Below are 17,480 nucleotides of genomic sequence, written 5' to 3' on the forward strand. Positions count from 1 at the left end.
GCTGCGATCTTCGTTCCATGAAGGAACTACCAAGGCTGATCCTGGCCCGTGAGCATGTCCAGCAGGGCCTCACACCGAAAGAGCTCGCCAAACGCTGCCGGTCAGGGGTGCTTGTTCGCGTGCGTCAAGGCGTCTACGTCGATGGGGAGGCGTGGCGGGCGCTCCAGCCTTGGGAACAATACCGGCTCCGGGTTAGCGCGGCGGCGGAGGCATTCACGGCACCGACAGTCTTTGCCAGGCACTCAGCCGCGTCCGTGTGGCGAGTTCCAACCATTGGACAGCGCCATCCGGTCCATGCCCTGACGCTTCAGAACGCTGGCGGACGCTCGCGTGCAGGAGTCCAGCGGCACTACGCGGCCCCGGACGGTCTCAAGGTGTTCCGGCGCGAAGGCCTTCTGGTCACGGGGCGGGTCCGCACGGTGTTGGATCTCGCTGCCTTTACACCGTTTGCCCAAGCTATTGTTCCCTTGGACCATGTACTCCGGCCGGACGCAGCCCAAGGGTTGCCCGCGCTCTCTAAGGAAATGCTGCTGGCGGGTGTCGACGGCAATTACACAGCGGCGGCTGCGCTGCGGATCAGGACTGCCGTGGAGTTCGCGGATCCGCGGTCCGGGTCCCCTGGCGAGTCGTACAGCCGCGGGCTCATGTGGGTGGCCGGCTTCCAACCGCCGGAACTTCAGCACGAAGTCCGGGACAGCGCCGGCCTCGCGGGCTACACCGACTACTACTGGGAAACTGCACGGCTGGCGGGCGAGTTCGACGGCGTCGAGAAATATCTGAAACCCGAATACCTTCGGGGCAGGACCGCATCGCAGGCCGTCGTGGACGAGAAAGAGCGCGAAAACCGGATCCGGGCGATGGGGCTCCGGGTGGTGCGGTGGGTCTGGGCGGACCTCACGGAGCCCGGCCGGCTGGAACAGAAGCTGGCCGCGTTCGGTGTGCCCCGCCGTCGAGCCCGTTCGGCCGTGTGGCCATGACGCGCAATCTGTCCCACGACGCGCAAATGCCCTGTCGCTACCCGAATAACGGTAGCGACAGGGCATTTGCGCATCGATAGGCGCCTTGCGCGTCGGGCTACAGCACCCGGCTCAAGAATTCCTTGGTGCGGGGGTGCTGCGGGTTGGCCAGGACCTCGCGTGGGTCGCCCGACTCCACGACCACGCCGCCGTCCATGAACGTCAGGCGGTCGCCGACTTCGCGGGCGAAGCCGATCTCGTGGGTCACCACGATCATGGTCATGCCGGACTTGGCGAGGTCCTTCATCACGTTCAGGACGTCGCCCACGAGCTCGGGGTCGAGCGCGGACGTGGGCTCGTCGAAGAGCATGAGCTCGGGGTCCATGGCCAGGGCCCGGGCAATAGCAACACGCTGCTGCTGGCCGCCGGAGAGCTGGTTCGGGTAATGGCCGGAGCGGTCCGCGAGACCCACCCGGTCCAGCAGCTCCAAGGCACGCTTCCGTGCCACTGTCTTGGACTGGCCTTTGACCTGGACCGGAGCTTCCATGATGTTCTGCAGCGCGGTCTTGTGCGGGAACAGGTTGAAGCGCTGGAACACCATGCCGATCTCGCGGCGCTGGGCGGCGATCTCCTTGGCCTTCAGGTCATGGAGCCTGCCCTTGACCTCGCGGTAGCCGATCAGCTCCCCGCCTACGGAAATGCGACCGGCGCTGATGGTCTCCAGCAGGTTCACGCAGCGAAGCATGGTCGACTTGCCCGAACCGGACGGGCCGATCACCACCGACACCTCGCCCTGGTTGACGTTCAGGTCGATCCCGCGCAGCACGTGGTGCTGGCCGTAGTACTTGTGAAGGCCCTCGATCTGTACCAGCGGTTTCTCAGTGGTGATCGTCATTTCGCCTCCTCCTCGGGGAAGTCCATCTTGAGTGCCGGCTCGGCGTCGGCGCTTGGGGCCACGGCCGCGGCAGCCTTGGCCGCTGCGGGGTTCACAGTGGCGGGGGCCCGGTTGTCCACGCCCTTGCCGTAGTAGGCCTCGATGAAGTGCTGGCCCACCATCAGGAGGCTGGTGATGACGAGGTACCAGATAGCCGCCACGATCAGCAGGGGAACCGGCAGGTACGTCCGGTTCGCCAGGGCGTTGGTGGCAAAGGTGAGGTCCAGGGTGAAGGGCACGGCCAGGACCAGCGAGGTGGTCTTGAGCATGCCGATGGTTTCGTTCCCGGTCGGCGGCACGATTACCCGCATCGCCTGCGGCAGGATGATCCGCCACATGATCTTGGTCTTGCCCATGCCCAGAGCCTCGGCGGCTTCCATCTGGCCCTGGTCCACGGACTTGAGCCCGGCCCGGAAGATTTCCGCGAGGTAGGCGGATTCATTGAGGCCAAGGCCCAGGATCGCCGCCACCGTTGCGGTGACCACCGTGCTGGTGTCCACGCTGAACATCTCCGGCCCGAACGGCACACCGGCGCTGATCTTGGGGTAGAGAACGGCGATCAGGCCCCAGAAAATCAACTGGGTGTAGACCGGGGTGCCGCGGAAGAACCAGACCCAGGTCCAGCTGGACCAGCGGAATACAGGGTTCTCCGACTGCCGCATGAAGGCCAGGAGGATGGCCAGAATGATGGCCAGGATCATGGAGGCAACCGTTAGGACCAAGGTCCAGACGACACCCTGGACCACTTTGGTGTCCAGGATGTAGGCGCCCACGACGTCCCAGCGGAAATTGGGGTTCGTGAACAGGCTCTGCAGGAAGAGAGCCAACGCGCCGATAATGATGACGGCGCTGATCCAGCGGCCGGGGTGCCGCACCGGCACCGCCTTATTTAGTACTGGTGCTGTGTGGCTGTCCTGATGGCTGTCCATCTGTACACCTGATTTGTGATTGGTTGTGGGGATGCTCATTAGCCGACCGCCGGGTTGACCTCGGACTTGGTGATGGCGCCGTCGCCGTTGCCCCAGCCCTCAAGGATCTTCTTGTAGGAACCGTCCTGCATCAGCTTGGTGAGAGTCTTCTGGACGACGTCGGCCAGAGCAGTATCGGACTTGGCGACGGCGATGCCCTGGGGAGCGGAGTCGTAGACATCGCCCAGCTTCTCGAGCTGGCCGTTGGTCTGGGTCAGCGCGTAGCCGATGATGGGGGAGTCGGCTGCCATCGCATCGATGCTGCCGTTGACCAGGCGGGTGGTGATATCCGTCTGGGTCTTCAGCGTGACGATGTTGATGGGCTGCTTGCCCGCGTCGACGCACTTCTTGTTGCGGCCCGAGAGGTCCGGATCTTCCTGGACGGTACCGGTCTGGACGCCGATGGACTTGCCGCACAGGTCATCCAGGGAAACCTTCTTCGGGTTGCCCTTCTGCACGGCCCAGGCGGTGCCCGCGTTGAAGTAGCTGACCATGTTCACCGCGGCGAGCCGCTCCGGGTTGATCGTGAACGAGGAGATGCCGAGGTCGTACTTCGGGCCGAGGGCCGGAAGGATGCCGGTGAATTCGGACGTCTGGACCTGGACCTTCAGACCCAGTGCCGCGCCGATCGCCTTGGCGATGTCGACGTCGTACCCCACCGGGGTCTGGCCGTCGGTGCCGAGGAATTCGGCCGGGGCGTAGGAGGTATCCGAGCCCACGGTCAGGGTGCCCTTGGACTTGATCGCGTCAGGCACCATGGCCGCCAGGGCGTCGTCCTTCTTGACCGTGCTGGGATCGAAGCTGGCGGCGGCACTGCCGGAAGCGGTAGCCGCCCCGGAGGTGCCGGTCTCTGAAGCGTTCGTGCAGGCCGTCAAGGCCAAGGCGCTCACAGCAAGGACCGTGGCGGCCTTCAGCGCGGGGTTGCTCAGGAGCGAACGGGAGATCTGCATTTTATTACCTTTTGTTGCCGAAGGGATGCGTTACGAGGCCGGTCTATAGTGTAGCGCCGAACATGAGATGTGCGTCACAGAAAACTAAGTTTCACTATTGGATAACAAAACCAGACCCAAAAGCAACGTCCAGAATGCTCGAACTGTCTGGAATCCCGGATTTCTTCCGAATGTGACGGCCCGACGGCGCCGCAGACCCGGCCCAGGCTAGCTGCTGATGCCGAGCGACTCGAGCATCGGGCGGAACTTCGCCCAGGTCTCGGCGAGCTCGGTCTCGGGCACCGAGCCATCCACCACGCCGCAGCCCGCGTACAGCCGGACCGTCTGCGGGGATTCGATGACCGCGCCCCGCAGCGCGATGCCCCATTCGCCGTTGCCGGCGGCGTCGAGCCAGCCGACCGGCCCGGCGTACGGGCCGCGGTCCAGGTGCTCCAGCTTGCGGATCAGTGCGCCGGCGACGGTGGTGGGAGTGCCGCAGACCGCCGCCGTGGGGTGCAGTGCGTTGATCAGGGCCAGGCACGTGGGGACGTGGCCTTCCACCTCGGTGAGCTCCGCCTTCACATCAGAGGCCAGGTGCCACACATTGGGCAGTTCCAGGATGAACGGCTCGCTGTGCGCGTTCATGGCCTCGGAAAACGGGGCCAGCTGTGTGGTCAGGGACTGGATCGCGATGTCGTGTTCGTGCCGCTGCTTCTCGGAGCCGGCCAGCACGCGTTCGGCGAACTCCAGCGGGGAGCCTGCCATGCCGTCGGCGTCGCGGCGGTCCAGGGTGCCGGCCAGGACGCGGGCCTGTGCGGTGCGGCCCTCCACCTGGATCAGCATCTCTGGTGTGGCCCCCACGAGACCGTCCACCCCGTACGTCCAGCATTCGCGGTACCGCGCGGAGAGTTCGCGCAGGACTTGCGCGGCGTTGACGCCGGTGGGGACGGTTGCCACGATGTCCCGGGCCAGTACCAGTTTCTCCAGGGCGCCGGTCCGGATCTCTTTGACCCCGGCGGCGACGGCGGCCATCCAGTCTTCCTCGCTGAGCGAGCCGGTGTGCAGCGTTGCGCCGGCGGCCAGGGGCAAAGGGCGTACGACGGCGGCGCCGGCCTGCGCGGCTCCCGGCGCCGGGTCGTCCACAGCGCCGTCCACCACAGCGCCGTCGGCGCTGCCATTGTCCTCTGCCGCCCGGCCGCTGCGAAGCCAGCGGTCCAGGGCGGCGCGGGCGCCGGCTTCGGTGAGTTCGCCGTCGTCGAACGTGAGCTGGGTGAGCCAGGCCTGGCCGTCGCGGAGCCCCACAACGATTTCGGGGACTAATAGGCGGGACTCGTGGGCGGAAGCCTTGGAGAAGGCGAACGAGCCGAAGGCGACCGGTCCGGTGCCGGGGCAGTCGACGGCGTCCTCGATGTCCGCCTCCAGGACCAGGTGCCGCCACCAGATGTCCGCTTCCAGGAACCGCTCGGGGCCGGTGGCGGTGAACCGGGCGATCTCGCCGAAGCCCACGAGCCCGGCCTCGCGGCGGGTCCAGCAGAGGACGTCGTCCCGGACCAGAAACGACGGCAGGCCCCCGGGGAAAGTTTCGGCATCGAGGGGGACTGTCAAGGTGCGGAACGTGCTCGTCATGATGGCATAACACTAGCCCGTGATCGTCCCGACCGTGGATATACGGGGTTTGGCGGGCCCTCGACGCGGCGGCCGCGGCCGTTGCCGCAGGTGAAAGCGGCGATGGTTGGCGGCCCGTTCGTGGGGGAGCCGATCATTTGAGACAATGTCATGGTGAACCGAGCATCCTTGGATAAGCGTCCGGACGAAGTAGCCACGATGTTTGACGACGTCGCCCCCAAATACGACGTCGTCAACGATGTCCTGTCGATGGGGCAGACGCGCCGCTGGCGCAAGGTAGTGGTGGAGGCAGTGGGTGTCTCGGGCGGCCAGCGCGTGCTGGACCTCGCCGCCGGCACGGGCACGTCCAGCGAGCCCTACGCTGACGCCGGCATCAACGTCATCGCCTGCGATTTCTCCCTTGGCATGCTCAAGGTCGGCAAGCGCCGCCGCCCGGACATCGACTTCATCGCCGGGGACGCCACCCGCCTGCCGTTCGCGGACAACACCTTTGACGCCAGCACGATCTCCTTCGGTCTGCGCAACGTCAATGAGCCCAAGAAGGCCCTGGCCGAGATGCTGCGGGTCACCAAGCCGGGCGGCCGGCTGGTCATCGCGGAGTTCTCCCAGCCCGTGGTGCCGCTCTGGCGCACCATGTACACCGAATACCTCATGCGGGCTCTGCCGGCCATCGCCGTCAAGGTTTCGTCCAACCCGGACGCCTACGTCTACCTGGCCGAGTCCATCCGTGCCTGGCCGGACCAGGACCACCTGGCCGCGTGGCTGCAGGAGGCCGGCTGGGAATCCGTCACCTACCGCAACCTCAGCGGCGGCATTGTCGCCGTGCACCGCGCCCAGAAGCCGGCCGGCCCCGAAGCCGGCCACGCCGCGGGTGCAACGGCGCTTGCCGCCCACACCGGACCGGTGGCCAAACTGCGCCGCAACATCACCCGGCCCGGACGTTAGCCGATACCTGCTGTGAATGTACTGATTGTCGGAGCAGGACCGGCTGGTTCCACCGCCGCCTACTACCTTGCCAAAGCCGGCATTGATGTCACGGTGCTGGAGAAAACCAGCTTTCCCCGCGAAAAGGTCTGCGGTGACGGCCTGACTCCGCGTGCCGTCCGCGAGATCCAGAAGCTGGGACTCCCGCATCCGGAAACCGAGGGCTGGCGCCGGAACAAGGGCCTGCGCCTGATCGCCGGCGGCCGCACGATCGAACTGCCCTGGCCGGAGGTCTCCGACTTCCCGCAGTACGGGCTGATCCGGACCCGCCTCGGCTTCGACGAGCAGCTGGCCCGGCACGCCCGGTCCGCGGGCGCCGTCGTGCTGGAGCGCCACAGCGTCACCGAGGCTCTGCGCTCCGAGGACGGCCGTGTCACGGGCGTCCGGGCCGCACTGCTGGACGACGCCGGGCGCAAGACGGGCGAAACGCGCGACTTCACGGCCGACGTCGTCCTTGCCGCGGATGGCAACTCGACGCGCACCGCCGTCTCGCTGGGCATCCGGAAGCGCGACGACCGGCCGCTTGGCGTGGCCGTGCGGACCTACTTCACCTCGCCCCGGCACGAGGACGACTGGATGGAAGGCTGGCTTGAGCTTCCCGGCCGCGACGGGAAGCTGCTGCCCGGTTACGGTTGGGTGTTCGGCGTCGGCGACGGCACTTCCAACGTGGGCCTCGGCATCCTGAACTCGTCCAAGGAATTCGGCAAGCTGGACTACAAGCAGGTCCTGCGCGAGTGGACCGCCGGCATGCCCGCGGACTGGGGCTTCACCCCCGAGAACCAGGTGGGGGAGATTCGCGGCGCAGCCCTGCCGATGGGATTCAACCGCACCCCGCACTATTCGCCGGGCCTGCTCCTGCTCGGCGACGCCGGCGGCATGGTGTCCCCGTTCAATGGAGAGGGCATCTCCTACGCCATGGAGTCCGCCCGCTTCGCCGCGGAGTTCATCATCGACGCCGCCGCCCGCTCCGCGTCAGCCGGCTGGGGGTCCGGGGCGGAGGCTTCCAGAGCCGCCGATGCGCACCTGGCGCGGTACGCCGACTATGTGCAGCAGCAGTGGGGCTCGCACTTCACGCTGGGGCGGGCCTTCGCCGCCCTGATCGGCAAGCCGGCGGTCATGAAACTGGCCCTCCGCACGGGCATGCCCATTCCTGTGCTCATGCGGTTCGTGGTCCGGATGCTGGCGAATCTGACCGATCCGGCCGCCAAGGGCTTCGAGGACAGGGTCATCCGGGTCCTGGAATCCCTGGTCCCCGCCACGTCCAACCAGGCCATGCCCACCACGGACAGCGATCCGCACTCCGGCACCAACTCCGCGGTTTCCGCAACTGAAGTTAGGGTTAACCCGTGACCAACTCTGCAGACCAAAGCTGGACGCACGCCGGACACGGCCTGCCGAGCTCTGAACCCAGCCTCAACACCACGGCGATCGCCACCGGCCTCCAACTGCCGGCAGGCTTCGCGGCCATCGCTGGCGACCCCGAACTCGGCCCCGCGATCACCACCAACCTGGCGCGGGTCGAGAAGAAGCTGCGCGAAGCCATTGCCAACTCCGATCCGCTGGCTGACGCAACGTCGCGTCACCTCGTGGAAGCCGGCGGCAAGCGCATCCGCCCGCTCCTGACCCTGCTGTGCGCCCACCTGGGCGACGCCTCCCGGCCCGCCGTGGTGCAGGCCGCCGTCGTCGTTGAACTGACGCACCTCGCCACCCTGTACCACGACGACGTCATGGACTCCGCGCCGTTCCGCCGCGGCGCACCCACGGCCCACGAGGTCTGGGGCAACTCCGTCGCCGTCCTGACCGGCGACCTCATCTTCGCGCGCGCCTCCATCCTGGTCTCTGAGCTCGGCTCGCGTGCGCTGGGCATCCAGGCGCGGACCTTCGAGCGGCTCTGCCTGGGCCAGTTGCACGAGACCGTGGGGCCGCGTCCGGACGAGGACCCCGTGGCGCACTACCTCTCCGTCATCGCGGACAAGACGGGCTCGCTGGTGGCAGCCTCCGGCCAGCTCGGCGCAATCTTCTCCGGTGCAGACGAGGCCTACGAGGCCCTGCTGGTCGAATACGGCGAGAAAGTGGGCGTGGCCTTCCAGCTCGCCGACGACGTCATTGACGTCACCGGGATCAAGGTCAAGTCCGGCAAGTCGCCGGGAACCGACCTGCGCGAAGGCGTCCCCACGCTGCCCGTGCTGCTGCTGCGCAACGCCGCCCGCGACGGTGACCAGTCCGCCGTCGAACTCTTGAAGCTGATCGACGGCGACCTCAGCTCTGACGAGGCCCTGGCGGCCGCCGTGGCCGGACTCCGGGAGCACCCCGTCACCGCAGAATCGTGGGTGGTCGCGCGCGCCTGGGCCGAGGAGGCCATTGCCGCCCTTGCGCCGCTGCCTGAAGGCGTCGTCAAGGCCTCGCTGACGAGCTTCGCCCACGCGGTCGTGGACCGCAGCAGCTAGCCACCCCGCGACGTCGGCTGGCCGGAGTCGCCCGTTCTGCCGTTCTGCCGTTTGGGCGCTGCCGGCAATTCCGCTTGGGCGCTGTCCCGCCGCCGACTTGCACTGCCGCCGGGGCGCTTCAGGCTTGCCGCTTCATCAACGGAATGGCCCCGGTTCCTCACAACGTTCGAGTCTTCCGTTGTGCCGAACCGGGGCCATTTCTCCGTTCGCATCAGATCCACCGGAGGCATTTGGTGAACCCAAGAAAGAGACTATGACAAGTTTGTAATGCTGTCTAGGGGTATCTGTAAATAAGTTGTCACAGTTTTTCGCCACTTGGGTTGACGCCCTCCGGGGGGCACGCCGGGACGTGGACGCGGCCGTGCGGGGACACTTTGCCGCGCTGCATACTGCTCCCACGCTGCTTCCCTGGCGTGTCGACGTCAAAGTGCCCCCGCGGCACTGGTTGGGTGGCCCGAAGTTTTCCACATGGCGCAACCGGGGCGGGCTCGACGGATCCCAGGCAGGGCACATTGGCGGAATGAACGTTGCCACTTTCCTTGCTTCACGGGGCGGAACGGCCACCGCGGCTGACCTTCGCCGGGCTGGATTCAGCCGCCAGCGAATAACCACGGCCTTGGCCCACGGCACCCTGGTGAGGATCCGTCGCGGATACTATGGACTGCCACAGGATTCCGGCGTCTACCGGACGGCGCGAGAACTGAGGGGGTTGCTCACATGCCTGTCGGCCGCTCCGGGCTACGGATTGTGGACCTTGACGTCGGCCCAGTCCATGCACTTGTGTCTTGGGCATCGGGCCGCGCCACCCGGCGTCGTGGCGCATGGTCGCTGCCAGCATCCCCGGCACCCGTGGCTGCCCATGGCCGGACTCGCTGACGTCCTGATCCATGCACTCCACTGTCTGCCGGAGTTGGAAGCTCTTGTCATGGTCCAGTGTGCTGTCGGCCGGGGCGACATCAGTCTGGCCTTCCTCCGCGCCAAACTCGAGGGCAATCGCAACGGCCGGGCCAGATCGGTGCTGGACCTGGTCATTCCCCGGGCCGATTCGCTGCTGGAAGTTCTGGCCAACACCGCCTTCCACCGTGCCGGGCTGCAGGTCCGACGGCATGTGGAGATTCCCGGGGTGGGCGAGGTGGACTTCCTCGTTGAGGACATTCTCGTGGTGGAGACGGACGGCGAATCGCATTTGGAGCCGCTGCAGGTGAAGAAGGACCGACGGCGGAACAACGCAAGCCTCGTCGGAGGCTACTTGGTGCTCAGGTTCGGCTACGACGTCGTCGTCCACCACCCGGAGCGGATGATTGCGCAGGTCCTCGCGGTGCTGGAGTTGTGGCGTCGGGGTGGATACCAGCCGTGAGGGGCAACAGTCGCGGGGCGCCGTCGGGGGCTACTTTGAGGCCCCGGGTGGGGATTTCTGTGGCGGGCGGCGGCGTGTCCGTGCCAAAGTGCCCCCGGGCTGCTGTGCCCAGGACCGGCGAGGCCCTCAGCCCCTAAGCCAATGAGAGGCTCCGCCTAGTCTTCGTCCTCGTCGTTGAAGGCCCACTCGAACATGTCGAAGACGAATTCGGAGAAGGTCCCTTCCTCGCTCTTCCACTGGCCGCGGGCGTTGTTGCGGCGGTACACGATCGGATCCGGGACGCTGAGGTCCCCGACGCGGAAACCCCACGTGAACTGCTCTTCCTCGTCCTCGAGGAACATGAGGAAGCCCTCGTCATCGACTTCGAGCTCTTCCGGGTCCCAGAAATAGTGGTAGGCCTCCATGAGGTCCTCGCAGCCCCCGACGGCCAGGTAGAACTCGCGCAGGACCAGCGGGATCTGGAACTGGTGTTCGGCCAGGGCGGCGTCGAGTTCGTCGGCCGCGAGGCCATCCTCTTCCTGCCATTCGTCTTCGAGATACTTCGGTACAAGCGCGCGGAATTTCTCGAGGAACATGTCAGTCATGGTCTTATCCTAGCTAATCCCTAGCGGCCGTTTTCCGCCGTGCCCAGGCCGAGCCGGTGCCAGCCGCGCACGGCCAGCGGGGCGTGCCAGTGGCGGCGCCATGCCGTGACCCGGAAGGCGAAGACGACGGCGGTGACGGCGGTGGCGGAGACCGCGGTGAAGGTTCCGGTGAGGGACAGGACCGCGGTGGAGGCCGCCCCGGCAAACGCCGGCAAGGCATAGATGTCCTTGGGGTCAAAAAGCTGCGGAACCTCGTTGGCAGTGATGTCGCGCAGCAGGCCGCCGCCCACCGCCGTCGTGACTCCCAGCAGGACGGCAGCCACGGGATTCATCCCGGCGGCCAGGGCCTTGAGGGTGCCGGTGATGCAAAACAGTGCCAGCCCACCGGCATCGAACAGGATCAGCAGCGAGGTGAAGCGCTGGACGCTGGAGAACAGGAAGTACACCAGGACCGTGGCGAGCAGGGGAGGTGCGAGGTAGGCCGGGTTGGTGAACGCGACCGGCGGCCCGGCGTTGATGATGATGTCGCGGATGACGCCCCCGCCCAGGCTCACCACCGAGGCCAGGAGCAGCGAGCCGATGATGTCGAACTGCTTCCGGGCCGCAAGCAGCGATCCGGAGACCGCAAAGAAGAAGACGCCGGCGAGGTCAAGCCAGACCAGGACAAGGCTGAAGGAGAAGGTCATGAAGCGTCCCGGTCGATAATTAGGCGGCGGATGGGGCGGCTCCAAGGTTACGCTAACGGCTATGAATAGCCCCATCCTGATCGCCTGCGCCCACGGCACGTCCAGCAAGCTCGGAGCCGCGGAGGTCAACGCGCTCCGGGACGGCATCGCCGCGCTCCGGCCCGGACTGGACGTCCGCGAGGCCTACGTCGACGTGCAGGACCCGGACCTGCCGGCCGTCGTGGCGGGGCTCCCGGCGGGGGAGACCGCCGTCGTGGTTCCGCTGCTGCTGAGCGTCGGTTACCACGTCAAGGTGGACATCGCCCGGGCTGTGAAGAGCCGGCCGGACACTCTTGCCGCCGCGCCGCTGGGGCCGGACCCGCGGCTGGCGGCGCTGTTGGACCAGCGACTGCGCGAGGCAGGTGTAACGGACAACGACGCCGTAATCCTCGCCGCTGCCGGGTCCTCCGACCCCAGTGCCTCCGGCAACGTCGAGGAACTTGCCGGACAGCTGCGCTCCCTGCGGTCCAACCGGATCGTGGCCGCGTACGGCGCGTCCGCCAAGCCCTCGGTGCCCGAAGCCGTGGCCATGCTCCGCGAGGAGGCCGCCGGGGGTGCTGGCGCGGGGGACTCGGCCGGGGGAGTGGACCTGGGTGGCCGGGTTGTCATCGCCGCCTATCTCCTAGCGCCCGGCTTCTTCCATGACCAGCTGGCCAAGGCCGGAGCGGACCTTGTGACAGCGCCGCTCCTGCCCTCGCCGGTCCTCGCCAGCATCGCCTTGGAACGCTACGACGCCGCGCTGGCCGCGGCCGGCCAACCCTTGGCCTGACTGTTCCGCCAGATGCACAGGCGGGCGGCTGGATCAAGGCTTTTCGGCGGTTCGTGACGAAATGTTTCCCTAGGTGACCTCCCGTTTCTGACCCTTTGTGACGGCATTACGGCCACCCCTACAGTCGATGCATGACTGATACAGCTCTAGCCGGAGCGTCCACGGACGAGGCTGCCGCCGGCCGCACCAAGCGACCCTCCCGCCCCGCCGCAAAGCCGCACGGGCAGTGGAAAGTGGACGGCACCACGCCGCTGAACGCCAACGAGACCTGGAAACAGGAAGACAGCGGCCTCAACGTCCGCGAGCGTATCGAGTCCGTCTACTCCAAGCACGGCTTCGATTCCATCGACGGCACCGACCTGCACGGCCGCTTCCGCTGGTGGGGCCTCTACACCCAGCGCAAACCCGGGATCGACGGCGGCAAGACCGCCACGCTTGAGCCGCATGAGCTCGAAGACAAGTACTTCATGCTCCGCGTACGGATCGACGGCGGTGCGCTCACCACCGAGCAGCTGCGCGTCATCGGCCAGATCTCCGTGGACTTCGCCCGCGACTCGGCCGACCTCACGGACCGCCAGAACATCCAGCTGCACTGGATCCGGGTCGAAGACGTGCCCGAGATCTGGCGCCGGCTCGAGGCCGTGGGGCTGTCCACCACGGAAGCCTGCGGCGACGTCCCCCGCGTCATCCTCGGCTCCCCGGTTGCGGGGATCGCCAAGGACGAGATCATCGACCCCACGCCGCTGATCCAGGAGCTCGCGGAACGCTTCATCGGCGACCCCGAGCTCGCTAACCTGCCGCGGAAATACAAGACCGCCATCACCGGCCACCCCAGCCAGGACGTGGTCCACGAAATCAACGACTTCGGCCTGGTGGGCATGGTCCACCCCGAGCTCGGCGCCGGCTACGACCTCTGGGTCGGCGGGGCCCTCTCCACCAACCCCATGCTGGCCAAGCGGCTCGGCGCGTTCGTCAAGCCCGAGGAGGCCGCAGAGGTCTGGCTCGGCGTCACCAGCATCTTCCGCGACTACGGCTACCGCCGCATGCGCACCAAGGCGCGCCTGAAGTTCCTGATGGCCGACTGGGGCCCGGAGAAGTTCCGGCAGATCCTCGAAGACGAATACCTTGGCTTCAAGCTCTCCGACGGCCCCGCAGCGCCCAAGCCGTCCACACCCGGCGACCACATCGGCGTGCACGAACAGAAGGACGGCAAGTTCTTCATCGGCGCCACCCCGCTGGCCGGCCGGCTCTCCGGCAGCCAGCTCGTCAAGCTCGCGGACACCCTGGAAGCCCGCGGCTCGCAGCGTTTGCGCACCACCCCGCACCAGAAGCTCGTGGTCCTTGACGTGCCCAAGGACGAGGTCGAGCCCCTCGTGGCCGAGCTCGACGCCCTGGGCCTGTCCGCCCGGCCGTCCGTGTTCCGCCGCGGCACCATCGCCTGCACGGGCATCGAGTTCTGCAAGCTCGCCATCGTGGAAACCAAGGTCACGGCCGCCACCGCCGTCGCCGAGCTGGAACGCCGCCTGGCCGACCTCGCCGAGAGCAAGCAGCTGCCCCAGGCGCTGTCCCTGCACATCAACGGCTGCCCCAACTCCTGCGCCCGGATCCAGACGGCGGACATCGGCCTCAAGGGCATGATGCTGCCAACGCCCGACGGCGACCCGACGCCCGGCTTCCAGGTCCACCTCGGCGGCGGGCTGGCGTCCAACAGCCGCGAGGAGGCCGGCCTCGGCCGCACCGTCCGTGGCCTCAAGGTCTACGTTGAGGATCTCCCCGATTATGTGGAGCGCGTGGTCCGGAAGTTCGTCGCCGACCGTGCCGAGGGCCAGACCTTCGCAGAATGGGCCCACGCCGCCGAAGAGGGGGATCTCCAGTGACGAAGGCTCAGCCGCTGGCAGGCGGTGCCGCCCAGGGCGTGGCATCGGGCCTGTCGGAGCCGCGCGCTGAGCTGATCGAAGATCAGCAGCGCGGCGAAGGGGCGGGGGCGGCATCGCCTGCCAACGGCCCCGTTGCACTCCGCACTCACGAGGAGCTCAAGGCCCTCGCCGAGGCCGGCGCCGCCGAGCTCGGCTGGGACGCCCCGGCCCGTGACGTCATCGCCTGGGTGGCCCGCAATTTCGAGCTGCCCGCGGTAGCCGTCGCCTGCTCCATGGCCGACGCCGTCCTGCCGGCGCTCGTCGCGGACCAGCTCCCCGGCGTCGACGTCCTCTTCCTCGAAACCGGCTACCACTTCCCGGAGACCTACGCGACCCGCGACGAGGTGGCAGCCAACCTCCGCGTCAACGTCGTGGACGTCCTGCCGGAGAACACCGTGGAGCAGCAGGACCGGCTCCTGGGCAAGGACCTCTTCGCCCGCGACGCCGCCCAGTGCTGTGCCCTGCGCAAGGTGGCGCCCCTGCGCCGCACCCTCGCCGGCTACGAGCTCTGGTTCACCGGAGTCCGCCGTGACGAGGCCCCCACCCGCACCAACACGCCGCTGATCACCTGGGACGAGGCCAACGGCCTGGTCAAGGTCAACCCGGTGGCGGCCTGGACGTTCGACCAGCTGGTGCAGTACTCCGACGACAACCTCCTTCCCGTCAACCCGCTGCTTTCACAGGGCTACCCGTCCATTGGCTGCCAGCCCTGCACCCGCAAGGTAGCGCCCGGCGACGACCCCCGCGCCGGCCGCTGGGCAGGAACCGACAAGACAGAATGCGGACTACACGTATGAGAACTCAAATCACCAACGAGGACCTGGAGCTGTCTGTGCTGGACAACGACGCTGCTGAGACGCCGATTGCCGCCCGGGGAGTGGTATCGGGCCTGTCGGAGCCGCGCGCTGGGCTGATCGGAGATCAGCCCAGCGGCGCAGGGGCGGGGGCGGCAATCGGCGTCGCACCCGGCCGCCTCTCCAGCCTCGACACCCTCGAGTCCGAGGCCATCCACATCATCCGCGAGGTCGTTGCCGAGTTCGAGAAGCCGGCGCTGCTGTTTTCCGGCGGCAAGGACTCCGTGGTCATGCTCCACCTGGCCACCAAGGCGTTCTGGCCCGGCAAGGTGCCCTTCCCGGTCCTGCATGTGGACACCGGGCACAACTTCCCCGAGGTCATCGAGTTCCGCGACCGCACGGTGGAGCGTCTGGGCCTCAAGCTCGTCGTCGGCTCCGTCCAGGAGTTCATCGACTCCGGCGAGCTGGCCGAACGCGCCGACGGCACCCGCAACCCGCTGCAGACCGTCCCGCTGCTGGATGCGATCCAGCGCAACAAGTTCGACGCCGTCTTCGGCGGCGGCCGCCGCGACGAGGACAAGGCCCGCGCCAAGGAGCGCATCCTGAGCCTGCGCGACGAGTTCGGCCAGTGGGACCCCCGCAACCAGCGCCCCGAATTGTGGAACCTGTACAACGGCCGGCACACCGTGGGCCAGCACGTCCGGGCCTTCCCGATCAGCAACTGGACCGAACTGGACGTGTGGCGCTACATCGAGCGCGAAAACATCGAGCTGCCGGGCCTCTACTACGCCCACGAGCGCGAGGTCTTCGCCCGCGACGGCATGTGGCGCGCGGTCGGCGAGGTCTCCCAGCCGCGCGACCACGAGGAAGTCATCACCAAGACAGTCCGGTACAGGACCGTCGGTGACATGTCCTGCACCGGCGCCGTGGAATCGGCCGCCGCCACCGTGCGCGACGTCGTCATTGAAGTTGCCGCCTCCACCATCACCGAACGTGGCGCCACCCGGGCCGATGACCGCATCTCCGAGGCCGCCATGGAAGACCGCAAGAAGGACGGCTATTTCTAATGAGCACGGAAACTTTCCTCGCGGGCCCGGACCTGGCGTCCGCGGCGCTGCCCACCACGCTGTTCCGTTTCGCCACCGCTGGCTCCGTCGATGACGGCAAGTCCACGCTCGTGGGCCGGCTCCTGCACGACTCCAAGGCGATCCTCGCCGACCAGCTCGACGCCGTCGCCCGCACCTCCGCGGACCGCGGCTTTGGGGGTTCGGCTGGCGGGATCGACCTCGCCCTGCTGACCGACGGCCTGCGCGCCGAGCGCGAGCAGGGCATCACCATCGACGTCGCCTACCGCTACTTCGCCACTGACCGCCGCAGCTTCATCCTCGCGGACTGCCCCGGGCACGTGCAGTACACCAAGAACACGGTGACCGGCGCGTCCACGGCGGACGCCGTCGTCGTGCTCATCGACGCCCGCAAGGGGGTCCTGGAGCAGACCCGCCGGCACCTGTCCGTGCTGCAGCTGCTGCGCGTTGCCCATGTCATTGTGGCCGTGAACAAGATCGACCTCGTGGAGTTCAGCGAGGACGTGTTCCGCGCGATCGAGGCGGACGTCCAGCAGGTCGGCCGCGAACTCGGGCTTGGTTCCGACGGGGTTGCCGACCTCCTGGTCATCCCCGTGTCCGCGCTCGACGGCGACAACGTCGTCGACCCCTCGGACCGGACCCCCTGGTACGACGGGCCCGCCCTGCTGGAAGTCCTGGAGACCCTGCCGGCCGCCGACGAACTCGAAAGCCACCTGGAGAGCTTCCGCTTCCCGGTCCAGCTGGTGGTCCGGCCACAGGGTGCGCTGGCCCCCGACGCCGTCGCCGGCGGCCTGGATCCGGAGGCGTACCGCGACTACCGCGCCTACGCCGGCCAGATCACCGAAGGCTCCGTGAAGCTCGGGGACCAGGTCAGCGTCCTGACGCCGGGCCAGGCACCGCGCACCACCACGGTCACCGGGATCGACTTCGCCGGCCGCGAGCTCGCCGAGGCGGCTGCCCCGCAGTCCGTGGCACTGCGCCTGGCGGATGAGTTCGACGTCGCCCGCGGTGACACGATCGCGGCAGCAGGGACGGTTCGCGAATCCTCGGCAGACCTGTATGCCGCCCTCTGCTGGCTCTCGCCCAAACCGCTCCGGGAAGGCGCCAAGGTGCTGGTCAAGCACGGCACCCGCACGGTCCAGGCCCTGGTCCGGAACGTGACGGGCAAGCTGGACCTCGCCAGCTTCCAGCTGGAACCGACCACCACGCTGGAGCTGAACGACATCGGGCACGCGCAGCTTCGGCTCGCCGCTCCGCTTCCCCTGGAGAACTACCTGCACCACCGCCGCACCGGGGCGTTCCTCGTGATTGACCCGCTCGACGGCAACACCCTTGCCGCCGGCCTGGTCAACGACCACCCCGGCGACCACGAAGACGAGCGCTACTCGATCTAGGTCATCTGTTAC

General features: G+C 67.6%; 16 protein-coding genes and 1 pseudogene. 11 read left to right on the plus strand and 6 right to left on the minus strand.

The window, feature by feature from the left end:
- The first annotated feature begins 17 nt into the window (after positions 1-17).
- Positions 18-977, plus strand: a complete 960-nt coding sequence (locus tag ACVWZ7_RS15250; protein ID WP_456508369.1) for a hypothetical protein — start codon at positions 18-20, stop codon at positions 975-977.
- Positions 978-1,074: 97 nt separating this feature from the next.
- Here ACVWZ7_RS15250 and ACVWZ7_RS15255 read toward each other — a convergent pair whose 3' ends face one another.
- The 4 genes from ACVWZ7_RS15255 to ACVWZ7_RS15270 all read right to left on the minus strand — a co-directional run bounded on the left by ACVWZ7_RS15255 (position 1,075) and on the right by ACVWZ7_RS15270 (position 5,413).
- Positions 1,075-1,851 (minus strand): amino acid ABC transporter ATP-binding protein, encoded by a 777-nt coding sequence (locus ACVWZ7_RS15255; protein WP_344361854.1) that lies wholly within the window; start codon positions 1,849-1,851, stop codon positions 1,075-1,077.
- Positions 1,848-2,819, minus strand: a complete 972-nt coding sequence (locus ACVWZ7_RS15260) for an amino acid ABC transporter permease (protein WP_344361856.1) — start codon at positions 2,817-2,819, stop codon at positions 1,848-1,850. Before ACVWZ7_RS15260 ends, ACVWZ7_RS15255 begins: the two co-directional genes overlap by 4 nt.
- A 38-nt stretch (positions 2,820-2,857) precedes the next feature.
- Positions 2,858-3,808, minus strand: a complete 951-nt coding sequence (locus tag ACVWZ7_RS15265; RefSeq protein ID WP_344361858.1) for an ABC transporter substrate-binding protein — start codon at positions 3,806-3,808, stop codon at positions 2,858-2,860.
- A gap of 207 nt (positions 3,809-4,015) precedes the next feature.
- The gene (locus tag ACVWZ7_RS15270) at positions 4,016-5,413 is read right to left on the minus strand and encodes an isochorismate synthase (RefSeq protein ID WP_456508370.1); all 1,398 of its coding nucleotides are present in this window, start codon (positions 5,411-5,413) and stop codon (positions 4,016-4,018) included.
- Between the two features lie 153 nt (positions 5,414-5,566).
- Here ACVWZ7_RS15270 and ACVWZ7_RS15275 point away from each other — a divergent pair, with 153 nt between their 5' ends.
- The 5 genes and pseudogenes from ACVWZ7_RS15275 to ACVWZ7_RS15295 all read left to right on the plus strand — a co-directional run bounded on the left by ACVWZ7_RS15275 (position 5,567) and on the right by ACVWZ7_RS15295 (position 10,201).
- On the plus strand, positions 5,567-6,358 hold the full coding sequence (locus tag ACVWZ7_RS15275) for a demethylmenaquinone methyltransferase (protein WP_456509120.1): 792 nt from the start codon (positions 5,567-5,569) through the stop codon (positions 6,356-6,358).
- A 12-nt stretch (positions 6,359-6,370) separates the two neighbouring features.
- Entirely contained in the window at positions 6,371-7,747 is a 1,377-nt protein-coding gene (locus ACVWZ7_RS15280) for a geranylgeranyl reductase family protein (protein WP_116765216.1), read from the plus strand.
- Positions 7,744-8,844, plus strand: a complete 1,101-nt coding sequence (locus ACVWZ7_RS15285) for a polyprenyl synthetase family protein (protein WP_091251256.1) — start codon at positions 7,744-7,746, stop codon at positions 8,842-8,844. Before ACVWZ7_RS15280 ends, ACVWZ7_RS15285 begins: the two co-directional genes overlap by 4 nt.
- Before the next feature lie 520 nt (positions 8,845-9,364).
- Positions 9,365-9,499: pseudogene (locus ACVWZ7_RS15290) on the plus strand (type IV toxin-antitoxin system AbiEi family antitoxin domain-containing protein); the annotation flags it as partial.
- 270 nt (positions 9,500-9,769) lie between these two features.
- Positions 9,770-10,201: an endonuclease domain-containing protein gene (locus ACVWZ7_RS15295; RefSeq protein WP_456509121.1), complete on the plus strand. Its 432-nt coding sequence runs from the start codon at positions 9,770-9,772 to the stop codon at positions 10,199-10,201.
- Between the two features lie 155 nt (positions 10,202-10,356).
- Here ACVWZ7_RS15295 and ACVWZ7_RS15300 read toward each other — a convergent pair whose 3' ends face one another.
- Positions 10,357-10,785 (minus strand): hypothetical protein, encoded by a 429-nt coding sequence (locus ACVWZ7_RS15300; protein ID WP_116765213.1) that lies wholly within the window; start codon positions 10,783-10,785, stop codon positions 10,357-10,359.
- A 20-nt stretch (positions 10,786-10,805) separates the two neighbouring features.
- Entirely contained in the window at positions 10,806-11,471 is a 666-nt protein-coding gene (locus tag ACVWZ7_RS15305) for a trimeric intracellular cation channel family protein (protein WP_456508371.1), read from the minus strand.
- A gap of 61 nt (positions 11,472-11,532) precedes the next feature.
- Between ACVWZ7_RS15305 and ACVWZ7_RS15310 the strand changes: the two genes are divergently transcribed.
- The 5 genes from ACVWZ7_RS15310 to ACVWZ7_RS15330 all read left to right on the plus strand — a co-directional run bounded on the left by ACVWZ7_RS15310 (position 11,533) and on the right by ACVWZ7_RS15330 (position 17,468).
- On the plus strand, positions 11,533-12,279 hold the full coding sequence (locus tag ACVWZ7_RS15310) for a sirohydrochlorin chelatase (RefSeq protein ID WP_456508372.1): 747 nt from the start codon (positions 11,533-11,535) through the stop codon (positions 12,277-12,279).
- A 131-nt stretch (positions 12,280-12,410) separates the two neighbouring features.
- Positions 12,411-14,156: a nitrite/sulfite reductase gene (locus tag ACVWZ7_RS15315; RefSeq protein WP_116765210.1), complete on the plus strand. Its 1,746-nt coding sequence runs from the start codon at positions 12,411-12,413 to the stop codon at positions 14,154-14,156.
- The gene (locus ACVWZ7_RS15320) at positions 14,153-14,992 is read left to right on the plus strand and encodes a phosphoadenylyl-sulfate reductase (RefSeq protein ID WP_456508373.1); all 840 of its coding nucleotides are present in this window, start codon (positions 14,153-14,155) and stop codon (positions 14,990-14,992) included. Before ACVWZ7_RS15315 ends, ACVWZ7_RS15320 begins: the two co-directional genes overlap by 4 nt.
- On the plus strand, positions 14,989-16,056 hold the full coding sequence (cysD, locus tag ACVWZ7_RS15325; protein WP_456508374.1) for a sulfate adenylyltransferase subunit CysD: 1,068 nt from the start codon (positions 14,989-14,991) through the stop codon (positions 16,054-16,056). The genes ACVWZ7_RS15320 and cysD overlap by 4 nt, the downstream gene beginning before the upstream one ends.
- On the plus strand, positions 16,056-17,468 hold the full coding sequence (locus tag ACVWZ7_RS15330) for a sulfate adenylyltransferase subunit 1 (protein WP_344361877.1): 1,413 nt from the start codon (positions 16,056-16,058) through the stop codon (positions 17,466-17,468). The genes cysD and ACVWZ7_RS15330 overlap by 1 nt, the downstream gene beginning before the upstream one ends.
- The last annotated feature ends 12 nt before the right edge of the window (positions 17,469-17,480 follow it).

This window comes from Arthrobacter sp. TE12232, from assembly GCF_054062615.1.